This is a genomic window from Sphingobacteriales bacterium (assembly GCA_016699615.1).
In the GTDB taxonomy this organism is placed as follows: Bacteria; Bacteroidota; Bacteroidia; order Chitinophagales; family JADIYW01; genus JADJSS01.
In genome coordinates this window covers 2,108,034-2,125,393 of the sequence record CP064984.1, presented here as the reverse complement: position 1 = coordinate 2,125,393, position 17,360 = coordinate 2,108,034, and the positions used below count along the sequence as shown (strand labels likewise).

Genomic DNA, 17,360 nt, shown 5'->3' with positions numbered 1-17,360 from the left:
TTTCATTTATTAAAGCATATTAAATAATTTAATAACATTTCTTGGTTAGTTGAGTTGCCTTCAGTTATAAATATAGGAGGTGAAAAAGGATTGTAGGGATTTTTAGCAGTATTATCATACCATGCTTCATAATATATTTTACTGTATTTAGGAATATATACTGCTTGTTCAAATTCATAAAATTCTTGTTGATAGAAATTCCACTTATCTATCTTCACTAAGTTTATGGTATCATTAGAAGGAGTGATGGCATAGCTTAAAAAGCATTTACCAAAAACATGCATATGAGGATGGCAATATTTTACATAAACATCTGCAGTTGTTGTATAATATTGTTTAAAATATTTTTCTTTATTGGGTTCTAATACTAATGGTTCAGCATTATCTAATTTTGCTGGACTGTGTAAAAATAATTTATGTATAATTGGTATTTTAGATTTAACCAATTTAACGCCAAAAACAATTTCTCTTTCTTTAAAATTAGGCGATAGGTGTAAGTCTCCTTTTATCAATCCCGCTTTTGGAAGCATATAACCAAAACCATTATCAAATGGTTGTTGTTTGTTGCCTGGAGCATAGCCAAATGCAATATCAAAGAATTTCATGTAATTTTCTTTCAGCAACATTGCTTCTTCTAAGTTCATTGTTCTTAATTTTAATGAATCTGAAATAAAAAAATTAACATGATGTAATAATTTCATATCTGAACAATAAAATATGATTTGAGAGATTCCAATAGAATCTTCAATGGAATAGGGATATTCAAAAACTATTGTAGTATCTTTTGGATTTGATGGCAATTTTATTTTTATAGGATATTCTAATTGTATAATATCTTTATTTGCTGATAACAATTCATTTGTGTTTATTTTTGGTAATCCGTCTCCTTTTTTAAGAGTTTTGACCCAATTTAATATTTCCAGTTTTTCATTTTTATTAAGTGCTCTGCAATTTTTAAATTTAGAAAAGCTAGTATCTGGACGCCATTGAGGCATTATATTTTCATTTATTACATATTGTATCATAGCACGCTTAGATGCAATATCTTCATAGGTTAATAAATTAAAAGGAGCAGATCCATTAGGATTGTGGCACGAAGCACATTTTTGAGTAAAAAATAAAAGCCCATTATTTTGAGCAAATAAATTAATATTTAGTATATTTATAAATAATACTATTAATATTTTTAGTCTTTTACACATCGTATGGTTGTATATACATTTTGTTTGGTAACATCAACAATCATTGTGCCTAATTTATTTACAACAAATACTTTTTCAGTATTTCCATCTTTAATCCAATAAGCAGAACCAGTTCCATAATTTACTAGCTTTTCTTTAGGTGAATAGGAACCATTTAATGACGGACTAAATTTTGCTATTCTTGCTTCATTGTCTAATAAATATTTACTTAATTCTTCTGCATCTTTTAAACTAGGAATATGCCATCCAACAGGGCAAACATTTTTGTTAATGAGTATTTTAGCATTATAGTAATAATTTCCTTCTTTTGAAATAAAAATATCTTTAGTATTTACGTTTGGTACACTTGTGATATCTGAAGTAAACCAGCATTTATTTATGAATGTATTAATAGGAATCTGTTGCTGATTAAATTCCAGTTCAAAATTACCACAAACATCTTTGGGTTGTATTTCTATATTTGGAGATGTTCTACTAATTCCATTTCCACATTTATTTTTATTATAATATTTTACAAAATGATTTCCAGCAACCACATTCTTAAAAATTATCTGATTGGTTGTTGTATACGTTAGTATACTATCAGGCAATAATAGAGCATTTAACTCTTGGTTAATATTGCTTGTCTCATTTTTTTTAAAATAAATAATAATATCTAAGTCATCAATTACTATACTATCTATATCGGGTGCTACCGGTGGTTTAGGAATACAAGAACCGCACAATTCATTCCATTGATTATTTAAATAATAATTGACACAATTAGTCGTTTTATTAAAAGCTATAAACCCTTCAGAAGGTGATAATATATTTTCAATTTCCATTTGTGTAAGTTGCTGAAAGGTTGTAGTATTGCTACTTGATATATTACCAACTGGAATTACTTGTGCCAAGCTATCAATACTAATAATCATTAAAGAAAGAATTAATATTTTAAATGTATTTTTCAAGCACTGATGAATTTAAGATTGTAAAAAAAAACAACACCTTATCATATAAGTGTAAGGTGTTGTAAATTTGTTTAAAACATATAAGATTATGGCGCAGTACTACCTGTTGTTGTACCACCAGTCATTGTAGTAATAGAAGAACCACTACCATTTGTTTTCATAGCTAAGCCAGCACCACCTCCAGCACCAGGGTTTGTACCACCAGGTGTACCACCAGCAACACCAGGTGTACCACCTGTACCACCAGTAGTAGATCCAGAACCATTACAAGTACCAGGGCAACCTGTTGATCCTGAATTAGAACCACCACCACCAGGACCTCCAGTTGTTGCACCGCCTGCAGTACCAGCTGTGCTAGTCGACGTTCTACCACAACTACAAACGAAACCAGATACACAATTAGAATTATTATTAGCTCCACCACTACCTACAGGTGTTCCAGCTCCTCCTCCGCCACCTCCAGAAGATGAACAGCAACCTCTACCGCCGCCACCGCCGCCGCCACCGCCAGCACGGATTAAACCATAATTAAAGACTACAACAGGTGCATTACTGCCTGCTACAATTGCATGGCCTCCAGTTCCACCACCGCCACCATTATCATCACCTTTACATATTCCATCAGACTCCTGACCACCTCGTCCACCGTTACCACCACCTGCTAATATGGTTCCATAGTTGTATAAATAAACATACGAACCACTTGGCATAGTAGAAGCATCAAAACCAGGGTTACCTGCTGCACTAGATCCACCACCATTTCCAGAGGCTTGTAATGTAACTCCACTATTTATATATAGGCAATAGTTTTCTGCTCTTGCACCACCTAATGCTGAATTTAAATTATAACCAGTTTGGTTGCCACTAATAACCACTACATTTTTACACCATTGACACAAACTATTCCAAAAGCCATTACCACCTGCAGGTGTTGATTTTGTATCCCAAAATTCAAAGCAATCATTCGTTGTATTATATATTAATAAACCTTCTGTAAGTGTAGTACCCATGGCATCACGTTGTGTAGTAGTTAAACGTGGTGTTAACATACCTTTAGTGGTAGAAGAAATTTCTAATGCAGCTCTACTATTTGGTGAGCCTGCATTACCTGTTCCGCCTGTTTCTGCAGCAATCATTACACCACCGCCATTGGCATTATCTACAGCCATAGTAGCATTTGTACCAGAACCTGTAGTACCGCCTTGGTCTGTAAAAAATTTAATTGGTGCGGCATTTGAGACTATTCGTATCCAGTTACCACTAGTTAATGAATATAAACCTAAGTCTGTTGTAGTACTAACTGCTGTTGTTCCGTTCTGTATTACACCACCACCTACTCTTAATTTTCCTTCAATATCTAGTTTATTTATTGGAGTACCTGTTACACCAATGCCCACTACATCAGCCGCTGCACTTGCACCATTAACAGTTTTAATTAAATTTGCATCGTTATCTCCTTCTACTCTAAAAATTGAAGCACCATTAGCGTCGTTAATAATTACATCTCCATTATCTAAAACAGACAATTTATCACTTCCATTATCTTGCACGTTAAAATCTCCAGTGGAAGTTAAATTTATAGTTGTATTTGCAGTTCCAGCATTAGTAAAAGTTAAAAATTCTGATCCATCTTGAGTAATTGTAGTATTTCTTACCAAGTCTCCACCTAATTCTATATAAGGATCAGTTGCAGTAGCATTGGGTGCAGTGGTTGCAATATTTACGCCATTTTGTGCTTTTGTATTTAAAGTAGCGTTTATCCATGCTGGATTTCCTAAAGCATCTGTACCCCAAACTTTTTTATTTTGACCTGAACCAGATGTTACTAAACCTGGTGAGGATGAACTATTTGTGGCAACATTTATTGCAACATTAGAACCACCTACTACTTGTCCAGCACCATTTGTAACTGTTATTCCTGTTGTCCCAGTAGTAATATCATTCTTTACAATAGCAGTATTTAAGTTTAAATCATTACTTGCTACTCCATTTACAGTTGAAGTAAGATTGCCACTTGATGCAGAAAGTGCGTTGCTATTTATTATATTTACACCTGTACCTGCTACTCCATTTACAATTGTGGATAAAGTATTAGTACTTGATGTATTTGATACTGTATTTACTGCTGGTGCTGTGGCTGCTACACCATTTACTGTACTAGTTATGGTGTTGGTTGTATTAGTTAAGGTGTTGGTTGTTAAACTACCAGGTGTTACCCAAGTAGGTGCGGCTGCACCATTAGTTCTTAATATTTGTCCGCTTGTTCCTGGTGCTACATTTACCCAATCTGTGCCATTATAATACATCAATGAGCCGTTTGTATTTCCACTGATGTCTATCTTGGCACCTGTTACAGCATTATCTGCAATTTTTGCAGTGATTACATTAGCATCAGCAATTTTTATAGTAGTTACAGCAGCATCGTTTATTTCTGCTGTTTCTACAGCTAAATTATTCAAATCTAACACACCTGTATTGCTTATTGTAGCATCACCACTCATAGTTTGTTCTGTTGGTACATTGGAAGCGTTACCAATCCAAACTTTACCATCTGTAAGTGTGGCAATTGTTCCTGTTACTACTTTTCCCCAAGATCCATTCCAAATATAAAAGCCAGCACCTCCTGCTCCTGTGCCAGCTATCGCAGCATTGGTATTATAAACTATCATACCTACTGTGCCAGTACCAGCTGCTAGACCCCATGTTCCAGTATTCGTCAAACTTACTCTTGGAATTAGCAAACCCATGTTTGTTGAGCTAATATCTAACTTAGCTGAAGCATCTGGTGTGTTGGTACCTATACCTACGTTGCCTTGTGCTCTTATGCCTTGTACAATACATAGTAATAAGCATAATATAATGTAATTTTTTTTCATATTGTTGTGTTTAATTTAACTTAGTGATTAATTTATTTATTATTTTTTGATTAGTTTTTTAGTAAAGTTTTCTGTGTTGTGATTTAGTCTTACAATATAACTACCTGTGGCTAAGTCGTTAGATTCTATCTTAATTTTATTTACTCCTTCTTTTAATGCTTGTTTATATATTTTCATATTTTGTCCTAATGGATTGTAGATATCTAATTTAATTTCACTTTCTGTAGGTGAATAAATGTCTATATAGGCATCTGAATTACTTGGATTTGGATATATTTCAGATATTGAAAATAAATTATTCCCTTTTAATTGTGCTTTCTCTATTCTAGAAAATTGGTATTTTTGGTCAAAATCTATTTGTTTTAATTTATAATAATATACAATATCTACAACTACATCTTTATCATCAAATTGGTAGGCTATATCTATGCTACTATTTCCATTGCCTGCAACAAATCCAATTTTATTAAAATTTACTGCATCAGTACTTCTATATATTTCAAATCCATAATTATTAGTCTCAGATGCTGTTATCCAATCTAATTGTATGTATTGGTTTTTGATTGCTTTGGCTGTAAAACTCAATAATTCTACAGGAAGTGCAGTGCTATTTTGGTTTATTGTTCCATGTATTCTAAATGAAGAAAATGATGTTTGGTTATTTAAGCTAATATTCAAATCTGCATTATCAAAAGCACAATAGCCATAACATGTTAAATGTGCAAATGGAAATGGTGAAAATGGTCCTGATGAAACATCGCCACCTGGCTTTCCATTTTTAGCTAATATTCTTAGTCTCTGCGTTTGATATGGTGTGCTACATGCATTTGGAATAGTATAATATGTATCTGGATCTAATACACTGCCAGGGTACATTGTAATTCCATAGGCATATCCTGTGGTGCTTCCTGTTGGAGTTACTACCCACTCGTGCGACAAATCGTTAGATGATTCCAATATATATAAATCCAAAATTCCATCTGGTCCGCCAATACAATCTGTAAATGGATTTGCTACTGCACTAGTTGGGTCTTGACCAACATCGCAAACTATATTTCTGTGCAATGGTGCAGTGGTGGCTGGTTTTATTAATCCTAAAAAATTATTATTTGGATTTGCAGTAAAATTCAAATCAAATGCTTCCATGCCATCTAAAGATGCTGGTGCTACGCCTATTGGAAAAAAATGTGCACCGGTATTGTTAATTTGTCTTCTTAATTTGCCTTCTATATATTTTGTGATGGCACCATTGCCTGTACTATAACCACTAAACTTTGCGTTTGTAGGATTCTGTAAATACAATTCGTTTGCATAAGCACTACCATCATCCGCATGGCTACTTGCATCAGTTCTAATAATTCCGAAATTGCTTGTAAAAGATAAACTACCTAAGGCGTTTACATTTACATTATTTGCAATAGACACATATTGACCAGTTGCTACAGTTTTTAAAATTTCTAAATCATAAAATTGGTTTTGGTTAGATGTTGTCCCATTCCATGTTCCTGAAATAAGATGTCCATCTGTACTCAAAAATCTTTTAATTCCTGTTTAAGTATACTGTTTTGTCGGAACGGTATTTGTCCAATTTCCAGTTAGTTCAATTAAGCCTGCCGAGTTATTAAATGCTCCATCATTATTAATAATTTCGCCATTAACTCTCAGTGTTGGTATTATTGTACTTAGTTTATCATTAATAAACACATCAGCCTCATTTATAAAAAACTCGTTCTGAGCTGTAGCAGTGTTAAGATTAAATACAATAAAAAGAGTAAGAAACATGTAAAATCTATTCATAATCAATAATTTTTATTCTACAAATATATATAAAAAATGCACACCCATTAATTTATGACCCAATAATAAGGTTAATTTTTTGTTAATTAAAGATTTGTTACTACTTGTATATAACATTATTAATATCAAGATGATGTATGATTTGTTAATCTTAATTATTCTATCTAAATTAAAAAGCAACTATATAATACAAAAGTCTATTTTATATCATATCCATTCATAAAATAGGTTAATGAATTGCATTATTTATTTCATTTTGCTATTTTAGCAAAAGAATATATCATTATTAATCAAAAAAAAAATAAAAATATGGCTTTCGAACTCCCACAATTGCCTTATGCTACAAATGCATTAGAGCCACACATTGACACTAAAACCATGGAAATTCATCATGGAAAACACCATGCAGCGTATGTAAATAATTTAAATACTGCTGTGCAAGGCACAGAAAATGATGGAAAAACTTTAGATGAATTAATGCGTAACATTTCAAAATTATCTCCAGCTATTAGAAATAATGGTGGTGGACATTTTAACCACAGTTTATTTTGGACAATCATGTCGCCAAATGGTGGTGGCGAACCAAGTGGAAAACTAGCTGAGGCTATACAAAGTACATTCAGCTCTTTTGAAGCATTTAAAGATGAGTTTGCAAAAGCAGCAACTACAAGATTTGGTTCTGGTTGGGCATGGTTATGTGTAAAAGCAGACAAATCATTATGTGTTTGTTCTACACCAAACCAAGACAATCCAACTATGGATATTGCTGAATGTCCTGGAACACCAGTTTTAGGAATAGATGTTTGGGAGCATGCTTATTACTTAAATTATCAAAACAGAAGACCAGATTACATAAATGCTTTTTTTAATGTAATCAATTGGGTAGAAGTTTCTGCAAGATACGAGGCTGCTATAGCTTAAAAAACTCATTAAATATTATAATCAAAAGGTATCATCTTTGTATGATACCTTTTTTAATTTGCATAAATAATCATTAGTGTCCGATAAAGATAAAAAAAGAGAGCCATAATTTTGGGATTATGGCTCAAAATATATAGTTTGTTTTTGCACAACTTACTATATGAATAAAAGTACGCATAATTTTGGTAATTCGGTTCTCGGACAGCTGATTTCTTTAATTCCTAATTCTATTATTGATACAGCTGTTAACAAGCATAACAGTGATAGATATATCAAACGATTTACAACACTAGAACATTTAGTAACGATGTTGTTTTGTGTTGGCTCCAACAGTACTTCGCTTCGTGAGGTTTGTACTAATTTATTAGGTTTAGAAGGCAAACTCAAACATATTAAACTCAAACAACCACCTAAAAAGAGTACGCTTGGTGATGCTAACAAACGTAGAAATGCTGTTGTGTTTGAACAAATCTATTATGACTTGTTGGCTTTTTATAAATCAACTTTATCGGACAGCCGATTTAGAGAAAGTTATGGTAAAGAGCTGTCCATTATCGATTCTACTACTATTTTCTTGTTTAAAGACATCTTAAAATGTGTTGGGCGTAAACCGATAAATGGCAAAAATAAAGGTGGTATTAAAGTGCATCTGCAAATTAGAGCAGATTATAATTTGCCTACTTTAGTAAAATTTACAGATGCTACTGTTCATGATAGTAACTTTATCCAGCATATTTCTTTTGACTCCAACACCATCTATTGCTTTGACAGAGGTTATGTTGATTATCTACTCTTTGAGAGATTTAATCAAACACAAATACCATTTGTAACCCGTATTAAAGACAATGCAAAGTTTAGTTCTAAAGAAGAATTTAGTTTGGATAACTGCAAAGATGATGCTATTTTGAAAGATGAGCAAATAGAATTGGGTATTAGAGAAAATGGCACAATAACAAGGCAATTGCCACTTCGTAGAATTGCCTATTGGAGCGAACAGCATAACAAATGCTACGAATTTATTACCAATATCTACGATTTAAAACCAGAACAAATTGCTACAATATACAAGCAACGATGGCAAATTGAGTTATTGCACAAACAACTCAAACAAAATTTTCCACTTAATTATTTTTTAGGTGATAATGAAAATGCAATTATTATACAGATTTGGTGTACGCTTATTTACAATTTACTTATCACCGTTATTCAAAGAAAAGTAGAAAAACGAAAATGGGCATTTGCAAATCTTTGTTCACTAATCAGAACACATTTATTTAACTACATCAACCTAAAATCATTCCTCAAAAATCCACAAAAACACTACATCGTTGCTACACAAAATCAAATACAATTATTTTCAGGATAACCTGCTTTTGTTTTATTGTAATTTTATCACACATTTATATTGATAATCAATATCAAAAAAATTATTCCGTATTTTTATCGGACACTAATGAAATATAATAAATAATCCAATATAGTAATCAGGTACTTATGAACAACTAAATCAAAACAGATATTATATTATTTTGATTTTCTGTAATTAGCTAATAAAATAACCTAAAGTAGTATTAATGAAATTTTGAAATATTCATTTCTTTCTCAAATACAATACTTGTTAGTCCAAGCTTTTCACATATTGATCTATATTTCTTTATTTTATCTTCCGAATACATATTATCACCTGCATTGATATATTGAATTTTGGGCAAATCAAAGAAACAGTCTGGCAATTCTTTTAGTCTATTTCCTAAGAAAGCAACATAGTTTAGATTCTTTGCTTTGCAAATATTGGGATTGATTGTTTCTAGTAAATTATTCCCAATCCCAATATATCTCATTTTAGGCAATAAAATTAATTCATCTGGAATATGTTGAATCTTATTAACTGTGAATATTACTTTTTCTAATTCTTTTAAATTACCTATCTCCTTTGATATTCCAGTCAACTGTGAACTCATAAATATTAATTGTCTTAATTTTTCTAATTTAAAAATCGATGATGGTATTTCAGAAAATTCTGAATTAGATATATCTAAATATTCTAGATTATAGAGAATTCTAATTTTATCAGGAACAAATTTAAGACAATTATTATTTATAGTTAAGTAGCGTAAATTACTCAAGTAAAATAAAATATCTGGTATTGTATCAAAATTATTATAATTTAAATTGATACTTTCTAATTTAGAAAGCTGTATTATCCAATTCGGCAATGATTTTAGTTGATTGGATGAAATATCTAATACTGTTAAATTGGGAAATGCTAAAATGGTATCTGACAATTCTTTCATTTGCAAATTAGTCAACACTAATTGTTTAACATTAAATGGATTTTTCAAAGCACTTTCTAGATTTTCATAAATACCCTCTTCTTCATTTTGTCCAAACATTTGACTTGTACAAGAAAGACAAATAAAAAATAAAAACACCAATTTTCTCATTATTGTAAATATAACAATTATTGTGCTAAATAATTTTATAAAATTGACTAATATCAAGATGATATATGGTTTATTAAACTTAATTATTATATCTAAATTAAAAATCAACCACATAACACAAAAGTCTATTTTATATCATATCCATTCATAAAATAGGTTAATGAATTGCATTATTTATTTCATTTTGCTATTTTAGCCAAAGAATATATCATTATTAATCAAAAAAAAATAAAATATGGCTTTCGAACTACCACAATTGCCTTATGCTATCGATGCATTAGAGCCAAACATTGACACCAAGACAATGGAAATTCATCATGGGAAACACCATGCAGCGTATGTAAATAATTTAAATGCTGCTGTGCTAGGCACAGAAAATGATGGAAAAACTTTAGATGAATTAATGCGTAACATTTCAAAATTATCTCCAGCTATTAGAAATAATGGTGGTGGACATTTTAACCACAGTTTATTTTGGACAATTATGTCGCCAAATGGTGGTGGCGAACCAAGTGGAAAACTAGCTGAGGCTATACAAAGTACATTCGGCTCTTTTGAAGCATTTAAAGATGAGTTTGCAAAAGCAGCAACTACAAGATTTGGTTCTGGTTGGGCATGGTTATGTATAAAATCAGACAAATCATTATGTGTTTGTTCTACACCAAACCAAGACAATCCAACTATGGATATTGCTGAATGTCCTGGAACACCAGTTTTAGGAATAGATGTTTGGGAGCATGCTTATTACTTAAATTATCAAAATAGAAGACCAGATTACATAAATGCATTTTTCAATGTAATCAATTGGGTAGAAGTTTCTGCAAGATACGAGGCTGCTATAGCTTAAAAAACTCATTAAATATTACAATCAAAAGGTATCATCTTTGTATGATACCTTTTTTATTTGCATAAGCAATTAAGAAAAATAACAATAATTCACACAAACAGTAGTAAGACAAATGATTTATCACTAAACAATATAATTTTATGGTATTATATTTGTAACATTATCAAAATAAATGAGATATTCACTTTTTAGCATCTTTATGTTTGTATGTTTTGCCCAAAGCAAAGCAAGCATACTTATTAATTCCAATGGATGATGCTCAGAAGAATCATTTAAAAGCATATGGCATAGCTTATTGGTCACTCACAAAAGATATTCCTGTAGATTGGTTGCTCAACTACAGAGGTGGTTCTTTTGCCATACAACAACAAACAGCAATTGAAAAAGAATGCTTGATAAGAAATGTAAGTTATGAGTTAATTGCTGATGCAAAAATGGCATCTATTTTAGAAGAGATTTCTAATCCTGAAATAAACATGGATGTAGTACGATTGGAAAAAGCACCAAAAGTTGCAGTCTATTCGCCGAAAACAAATAATCCATGGGATGATGCAGTGACATTAGCATTAACCTATGCTGAAATTCCATACGATGTTATTTATGATGAAGAAATTTTAGACAATAAACTTCCATTGTATGATTGGTTGCATTTGCATCATGAAGATTTTACTGGACAATATGGAAAGTTTTGGGCATCCTATCAAAATGCAGATTGGTACATCAACCAAGTTGCTGATTACGAATTAAGAGCTAAAAAATTAGGCTTTTCAAAAGTATCTGATGAAAAAAGAGCAGTAGCGCTCAAAGTTAGAGATTTTGTTTTAGGTGGCGGATTTATGTTTGCTATGTGTAGCGCAACTGATAGTTATGATATTGCATTAGCTACAAATGGAATTGATATTTGTGAACATATGTTTGATGGTGATGGCATGGATCCACATGCACAGCAAAAAATAGATTATAGTAAATCATTTGCATTTCAGAACTATGTACTTAGCACAACACCATGGGAATACGAATATTCATCTATAGATGCATTGCCACTTGGAAGAGATAAAAACACAGACTATTTTACGTTATTTGATTTTTCTGCAAAATGGGATCAAGTTCCAGCTATGCTTACACAAAATCATGAGAAATTAATCAAAGGCTTTATGGGACAAACAACAGCCTTCAGAAATAATTATATAAAAGCTGATGTTTTAATTTTAGGAGAAAATAAAAGTCTAAACGAAGCAAAATATATACATGGTACAAATGGCAAAGGTACTTGGACATTCTATGGTGGACATGACCCAGAAGATTACCAACATAGAGTTGGCGATCCACCAACAGATTTGAATCTACATCCAAATTCTCCAGGCTATAGACTAATATTAAACAACATATTATTTCCTGCTGCTAAAAAGAAAAAACAAAAAACTTAAATTCAACAATATGCGTCAATTCCTTTTATTTATTTCAATGATATTATTATGTGCAAGTTTAAAAGCACAAACAATTAACAAAACAGAATACACTTATGATATCAATCAAAAAATAGGTAATACTGATTATTACTATTATTTCAACAAAGGTAAGAATGATACGTTTATCAATTTAAAAATAATGACTTTTAAAGATGAAAGTCAAACTATCTCATTTAAAAAAGAAGTATTACCAAATAATACATTGTGTAATGAAGTGCTTCCTTTGGTTGATTTTTATAACACAGCATCAAAAGAAATAAAATTAGATTTGTGGAATATGAACATTGGCTATCCTATGCAATACGCAGATGTGCTTGCCAACCAAATTAATTTCTTTGTTAAAGACACATCTTGGCAAAAGTATTATACATCATATAAATCTAACTTAAAAAAGGAATTTGTAAACTTAGATTATGAACTAATTTCTAAAAGAATGAAAGAAGGCAATGTATATGCATGTTTAGAAATTGAGTTGAATAAAATAGGATATACAATTCAAAAAATAGGTATAGAAAAAGTTGGTTTTTTAGATGTAAAATTTTCTCCGGCATTGAAGAAAGAATTACTACAAACATATCCATACACAGAAGTACAACTTAAAACAGTACCTATACCTTACATGGTATATATTGGAATAAATAAATTAAAATAATTGTCTATGAAAAAAATACTTATCATTAGCTTTATTGTTGGCACATTAAATACTAATGCAACGCCACCTAAATTAACAGCACCAATATCAAAGAATTTAGTTACACTTGATGAGAATGCAATCATCATCAATGACAACGAAGAGCTTGAATTGAATATTGTTGCAGACAATCAAGACATACTAATTGCTGGAAACAATAACATGATAAACATTGAAGGTCTTTGCAAGAAAATATTAATTACAGGAAAAGGAAATGATGTAAACATCAAATCAGTTGATGAAATACATATCAAAGGAAATAATAATTTTGTTTCTTGGGAAAGCACGAGCAATAGTACTCAAAAGCCATTAATAAAAGATTTGGGTGGCTACAACAATATTGGAAAACGAAGTGCTGACATACAACAAAAACAATAAAAAAAAAGTCCGATAGAAAATATCGGACTTACTATTCTGCGCAGAAATTTATAATTATTTTTTCTTTGCAGGTGCTTTTTTAGCTGGAGCTTTTTTAGCTGGAGCTTTTGTCACGCTTTTTTGAGTCTGCTTTTTTAGCTGGAGCTTTTGTCGCTTTTTTTGAGTCGCTTTTTAGCTGGAGCTTTTGTCGCCTTTTTTGGAGCCGCTGCTTTTTAGCTGGAGCTTTTGTCGCTTTTTTTGAGCTGTGCTTTTTAGCTGGAGCTTTTGTCATGCTTTTTTTGAGTCTGCTTTTTTAGCTGGAGCTTTTGTCACGCTTTTTTGAGTCGCTGCTTTTTTTAGCTGGAGCTTTTGCTACTGTTTTCTTTGCCATTTTATGACTACTTTAATTTTTAGTTTCATTTGTTACAGCTGAAACTTTTACTGTAGAATTTTTTATTTTTTAAATAGGTTGAAAAATTCTTTTAATTATCCTTACCATAAAATTATACTATATATAATAGATTACAAGTGTTTTGTGATTTTTCCAAAATATAGAATGTTGATAATGTGGATAATAGTAACAATGAATTTTTATAAAAAAACAATACAACATACAAAATAAATTCAATAAATATTTTTTACGTGAACAAGATGTAATTTTTATATTACGTTATATTTTATTGACATTTTAATAGTAACTATATTAAGATATAAAATTTATTAAACTAAAAAACAATATATTACAATATGCCTAAACGCACAGTCTATTTGATAGAAACAAAAAAATGATTGTGGATATTTTTTTACACTTATTCATGTATTTCAGCTTGTTTGCTTTATTTTTTTAATTGAATATAGATTTTCATTTAGTTTATTCGTATCTTTCTGCGCTTAAAAAATCTATTATTTCAAAGGATGAAAAATATTGTTTATATAATTATTTTGTTTGTAATTTCTAGTTCAATTTATAGTTGCACATCATGTGGCAATAAAAAGAAATTCAACAATGTTACTCAAGATTCTCTAAAAACAGTTTATGAATTATTACCAACAGAACAACAAGAAGTAATTGCGTTGGTTTATGAATGGAATAAACTACATGACACAACAAACATAGATGTATTAGATAGTTTCTACAGCGACAATGTATTGTTCTACAAAAAGAATTTTAGTAAACAGAATGTTATTCAAACAAAAAAATATAGACTAAAAAAAGCAAAACAATACAGACAACTTATCATTGGAAGAATAGGTATTTATCCATCTGATACTGGAGATTATAAAGTTGAATTTTTAAAACTAGTAAACTTAGATAATAAGCCAAAGGTATACCATACTTATTTAATCTTTAAAAAGATAAATGATGCTTGGAAAATAATTGTAGAAAGTGACAAAGAATCTGACTTAAGACCAGAACTTGCAAGTTTATTTGATAAGTTTGAAGAAAGTGAATCTACATCATCAGGTGATTTTGATGGAGATGGCGAAAAAGAAGAATTAATCGTAATAAAGCCAGAACAAGATACATCAGGCAATTACACTTCAACAACAACAAAGATTTCTTTTACAAATTTAAACTTGCCAGAAATAAATATTGAAAATTGCATTGGTGTAAATGTATTGAATGAAAACGATGTTGATGGTGATGGTGCTGATGACTTTTCTATTGTAATAAAAAAACCAAATGGCGACATTGGCAATACAATTTTATATACATACAAACGAGGTGAATGGAAAAAAACAGCGCAGTTTGTTGCACCATCTTCAGAAGTATTTAACTCAAGACAAAATCTAATTGAGTTTGCAGGAAATGGAAATATCAAAGTCAGAACAATTGAAAAAACAACTGAATGTAATGACTCACTAATTATAAAAACAATTTCTACTTGGGAATAATATTTTTGCGATAGGTATATTCCAAAAGCATTTAAACAAGAAGATATTGATGAAGCAATCAAGTTTATAGAAACATATCCTTTCGGAATTTTAATTTCTATTGATGAACAAAAACCAATAGCAACACATCTTCCATTTGTTGTTTTACGAAATGGTGCGCATATTACATTATATACGCATCTTTCTAAGGCAAATACTCAACATAGCACATTTACACAAGATAAAGTATTAACCATCTTTTCTGAACCACATACCTACATTTCACCTACCTTGTATGAACACCAACAGAATGTTCCAACATGGAATTATATTGCAGTGCATATATATGGGAAAGTTACAATAGCAAATACCAATGAAGAAAAACTAGAAATTCTACAACAACAAATAAAAACTTACGAACCATCATTTAAGCAACAATTTGAACAACTTGATTCAACATATACACAAGGATTACTCGATGGCATTGTGGCATTAAAGATTGAAGTAGATGAGCTACAATGCAAAGAAAAGCTATCACAAAACAAATCACAAAGAGATAGAGCAAGTATACAACAAAAACTAGCAGACTCAAATGACAAAAACTTGCAATATTTAGCAAAAAAGATGAAATAATATTTTTGATAAAATAACTTATTCTTATTCAATTTATTCATCTACAATTGTACATTTGTGGCATGATAAAGTTTGACAAATTTGTATTAGACAATCAACTTACAGTAATTCACCATTATGATGATACAACACCATTTGTTGTAGTAAATACATTATACAATATTGGTGCAAAACACGAAAAAGAAGACAGAACTGGATTCGCACATTTATTTGAACACTTAATGTTTGGTGGAACAAAATTATTTCCAAATTTCGACCATCCACTTCAAGAGGCTGGTGGAGAAAATAATGCATTTACAAATAATGACTACACCAACTACTACAACGTAGTGCCAAAAGAAAATATAGAAATTGCATTGTGTTTAGAAGCTGATAGAATGACAAAACTAGACATTAATCCAAAATCATTAGATGTACAAAAAAAAGTAGTTTGCGAAGAATTTAAAGAACACTACATCAACCAACCATATGGTGATGTATGGCATCTATTAAGAAATATGTGTTATGAAAAACATCCATATCAATGGCCAACTATTGGAAAAAATCTACAACAAATAGAAGATGCTACACTAGATGATGTAACACAATTTTACCAACAATACTACCAACCTAATAATGCTATTTTGGTTATTGCAGGAAACATAGAAAAAGAGCTTGCATTTGAGCTTGCTAAAAAATATTTTGATGCATTGCCATCAAATCCAGTGACACATAATACATTTGATGAGCCAGAACAAGAACAAGCAAAATCATTAACTGTACACCAAAAAGTACCACTTAGTGCATTTTACTTAGCATTTAAAGTTACAGAAAAGAAGCACAAAGATTTTTATACAGCAGATACTATATCAGATATACTATCTACTGGAACTTCATCAAGATTGTATGAAAACTTAGTAAAAACAAAAAAACTTTTTGTAGAAATAGATGCATACATTACTGCAAATAATGATGTTGGCTTATTTATTATTGAAGGAAAAATAGCTAGCGACATTGAAATGTCTGTTGCTGAAGAAGCAGTTTGGGAAGAACTTGAGAAAATAAAAAATCAATTGATTGATGATATAGAAATGCAAAAAATAAAAAATAAGATGCTAACCTATATGCAATTTTCTGAAGCTAATTTATTAAACAGAGCCATTGCCCTAGCCTATTTTCAATTACTTGGCGATGCTTCACAAATCAACACAGAGGTACAAAAATATGAGGAAGTAACGCCACAGCAAATACAAAATTTTGCAAAACAATATTTCACAACAGAAAGATCAAACACTTTATATTATTTAAAAAAATAACAA

General features: G+C 30.8%; 16 protein-coding genes. 9 read left to right on the top strand and 7 right to left on the bottom strand.

The annotated features are described in order from the left end of the window. Positions 1–2: 2 nt before the first annotated feature. The 5 genes from IPK18_10130 to IPK18_10110 all read right to left on the bottom strand — a co-directional run bounded on the left by IPK18_10130 (position 3) and on the right by IPK18_10110 (position 6,825). Positions 3–1,202: a hypothetical protein gene (locus tag IPK18_10130; protein QQR97229.1), complete on the bottom strand. Its 1,200-nt coding sequence runs from the start codon at positions 1,200–1,202 to the stop codon at positions 3–5. Then, positions 1,187–2,152 carry a hypothetical protein gene (locus IPK18_10125; protein QQR97228.1) on the bottom strand — a complete coding sequence of 322 codons (966 nt, stop codon included), beginning with the start codon at positions 2,150–2,152 and terminating at the stop codon, positions 1,187–1,189. The genes IPK18_10130 and IPK18_10125 overlap by 16 nt, the downstream gene beginning before the upstream one ends. Before the next feature lie 86 nt (positions 2,153–2,238). Further along, positions 2,239–5,028: a hypothetical protein gene (locus IPK18_10120; GenBank protein ID QQR97227.1), complete on the bottom strand. Its 2,790-nt coding sequence runs from the start codon at positions 5,026–5,028 to the stop codon at positions 2,239–2,241. A 39-nt stretch (positions 5,029–5,067) separates the two neighbouring features. Then, a complete protein-coding gene (locus tag IPK18_10115; GenBank protein QQR97226.1) occupies positions 5,068–6,561 on the bottom strand; it encodes a T9SS type A sorting domain-containing protein in 1,494 nt (497 codons plus the stop codon). 18 nt (positions 6,562–6,579) lie between these two features. Beyond that, complete coding sequence (locus IPK18_10110) at positions 6,580–6,825, bottom strand: hypothetical protein (protein ID QQR97225.1); 246 nt, start codon at positions 6,823–6,825, stop codon at positions 6,580–6,582. A gap of 309 nt (positions 6,826–7,134) precedes the next feature. Between IPK18_10110 and IPK18_10105 the strand changes: the two genes are divergently transcribed. Together IPK18_10105 and IPK18_10100 are read left to right on the top strand one after the other, a co-directional pair. Beyond that, on the top strand, positions 7,135–7,746 hold the full coding sequence (locus tag IPK18_10105; protein QQR97224.1) for a superoxide dismutase: 612 nt from the start codon (positions 7,135–7,137) through the stop codon (positions 7,744–7,746). A gap of 160 nt (positions 7,747–7,906) precedes the next feature. Beyond that, the gene (locus IPK18_10100; protein QQR97223.1) at positions 7,907–9,112 is read left to right on the top strand and encodes an IS4 family transposase; all 1,206 of its coding nucleotides are present in this window, start codon (positions 7,907–7,909) and stop codon (positions 9,110–9,112) included. Positions 9,113–9,317: 205 nt separating this feature from the next. Here IPK18_10100 and IPK18_10095 read toward each other — a convergent pair whose 3' ends face one another. Further along, positions 9,318–10,139 (bottom strand): leucine-rich repeat domain-containing protein, encoded by an 822-nt coding sequence (locus IPK18_10095; protein QQR97222.1) that lies wholly within the window; start codon positions 10,137–10,139, stop codon positions 9,318–9,320. 286 nt (positions 10,140–10,425) lie between these two features. Between IPK18_10095 and IPK18_10090 the strand changes: the two genes are divergently transcribed. The 4 genes from IPK18_10090 (at position 10,426) to IPK18_10075 (ending at position 13,575) form a co-directional block, all read left to right on the top strand. Then, on the top strand, positions 10,426–11,037 hold the full coding sequence (locus tag IPK18_10090) for a superoxide dismutase (protein ID QQR97221.1): 612 nt from the start codon (positions 10,426–10,428) through the stop codon (positions 11,035–11,037). Between the two features lie 179 nt (positions 11,038–11,216). Continuing rightward, positions 11,217–12,464: an asparagine synthetase B gene (locus IPK18_10085; GenBank protein ID QQR99333.1), complete on the top strand. Its 1,248-nt coding sequence runs from the start codon at positions 11,217–11,219 to the stop codon at positions 12,462–12,464. Positions 12,465–12,474: 10 nt separating this feature from the next. Then, a complete protein-coding gene (locus tag IPK18_10080; protein QQR97220.1) occupies positions 12,475–13,158 on the top strand; it encodes a hypothetical protein in 684 nt (227 codons plus the stop codon). 6 nt (positions 13,159–13,164) lie between these two features. Next, a complete protein-coding gene (locus IPK18_10075; protein QQR97219.1) occupies positions 13,165–13,575 on the top strand; it encodes a DUF3060 domain-containing protein in 411 nt (136 codons plus the stop codon). A 94-nt stretch (positions 13,576–13,669) separates the two neighbouring features. On the opposite strand, the gene IPK18_10070 is transcribed toward IPK18_10075, so the two are convergent. Beyond that, complete coding sequence (locus tag IPK18_10070; GenBank protein ID QQR97218.1) at positions 13,670–13,846, bottom strand: hypothetical protein; 177 nt, start codon at positions 13,844–13,846, stop codon at positions 13,670–13,672. 623 nt (positions 13,847–14,469) lie between these two features. Between IPK18_10070 and IPK18_10065 the strand changes: the two genes are divergently transcribed. The 3 genes from IPK18_10065 to IPK18_10055 all read left to right on the top strand — a co-directional run bounded on the left by IPK18_10065 (position 14,470) and on the right by IPK18_10055 (position 17,357). Then, positions 14,470–15,450, top strand: a complete 981-nt coding sequence (locus IPK18_10065; GenBank protein QQR97217.1) for a hypothetical protein — start codon at positions 14,470–14,472, stop codon at positions 15,448–15,450. A gap of 18 nt (positions 15,451–15,468) precedes the next feature. Next, positions 15,469–16,062, top strand: coding sequence for an FMN-binding negative transcriptional regulator (locus IPK18_10060; protein QQR99332.1), 594 nt, complete (start codon positions 15,469–15,471; stop codon positions 16,060–16,062). A gap of 62 nt (positions 16,063–16,124) precedes the next feature. Further along, the gene (locus IPK18_10055) at positions 16,125–17,357 is read left to right on the top strand and encodes an insulinase family protein (protein ID QQR97216.1); all 1,233 of its coding nucleotides are present in this window, start codon (positions 16,125–16,127) and stop codon (positions 17,355–17,357) included. Positions 17,358–17,360 lie beyond the last annotated feature (3 nt).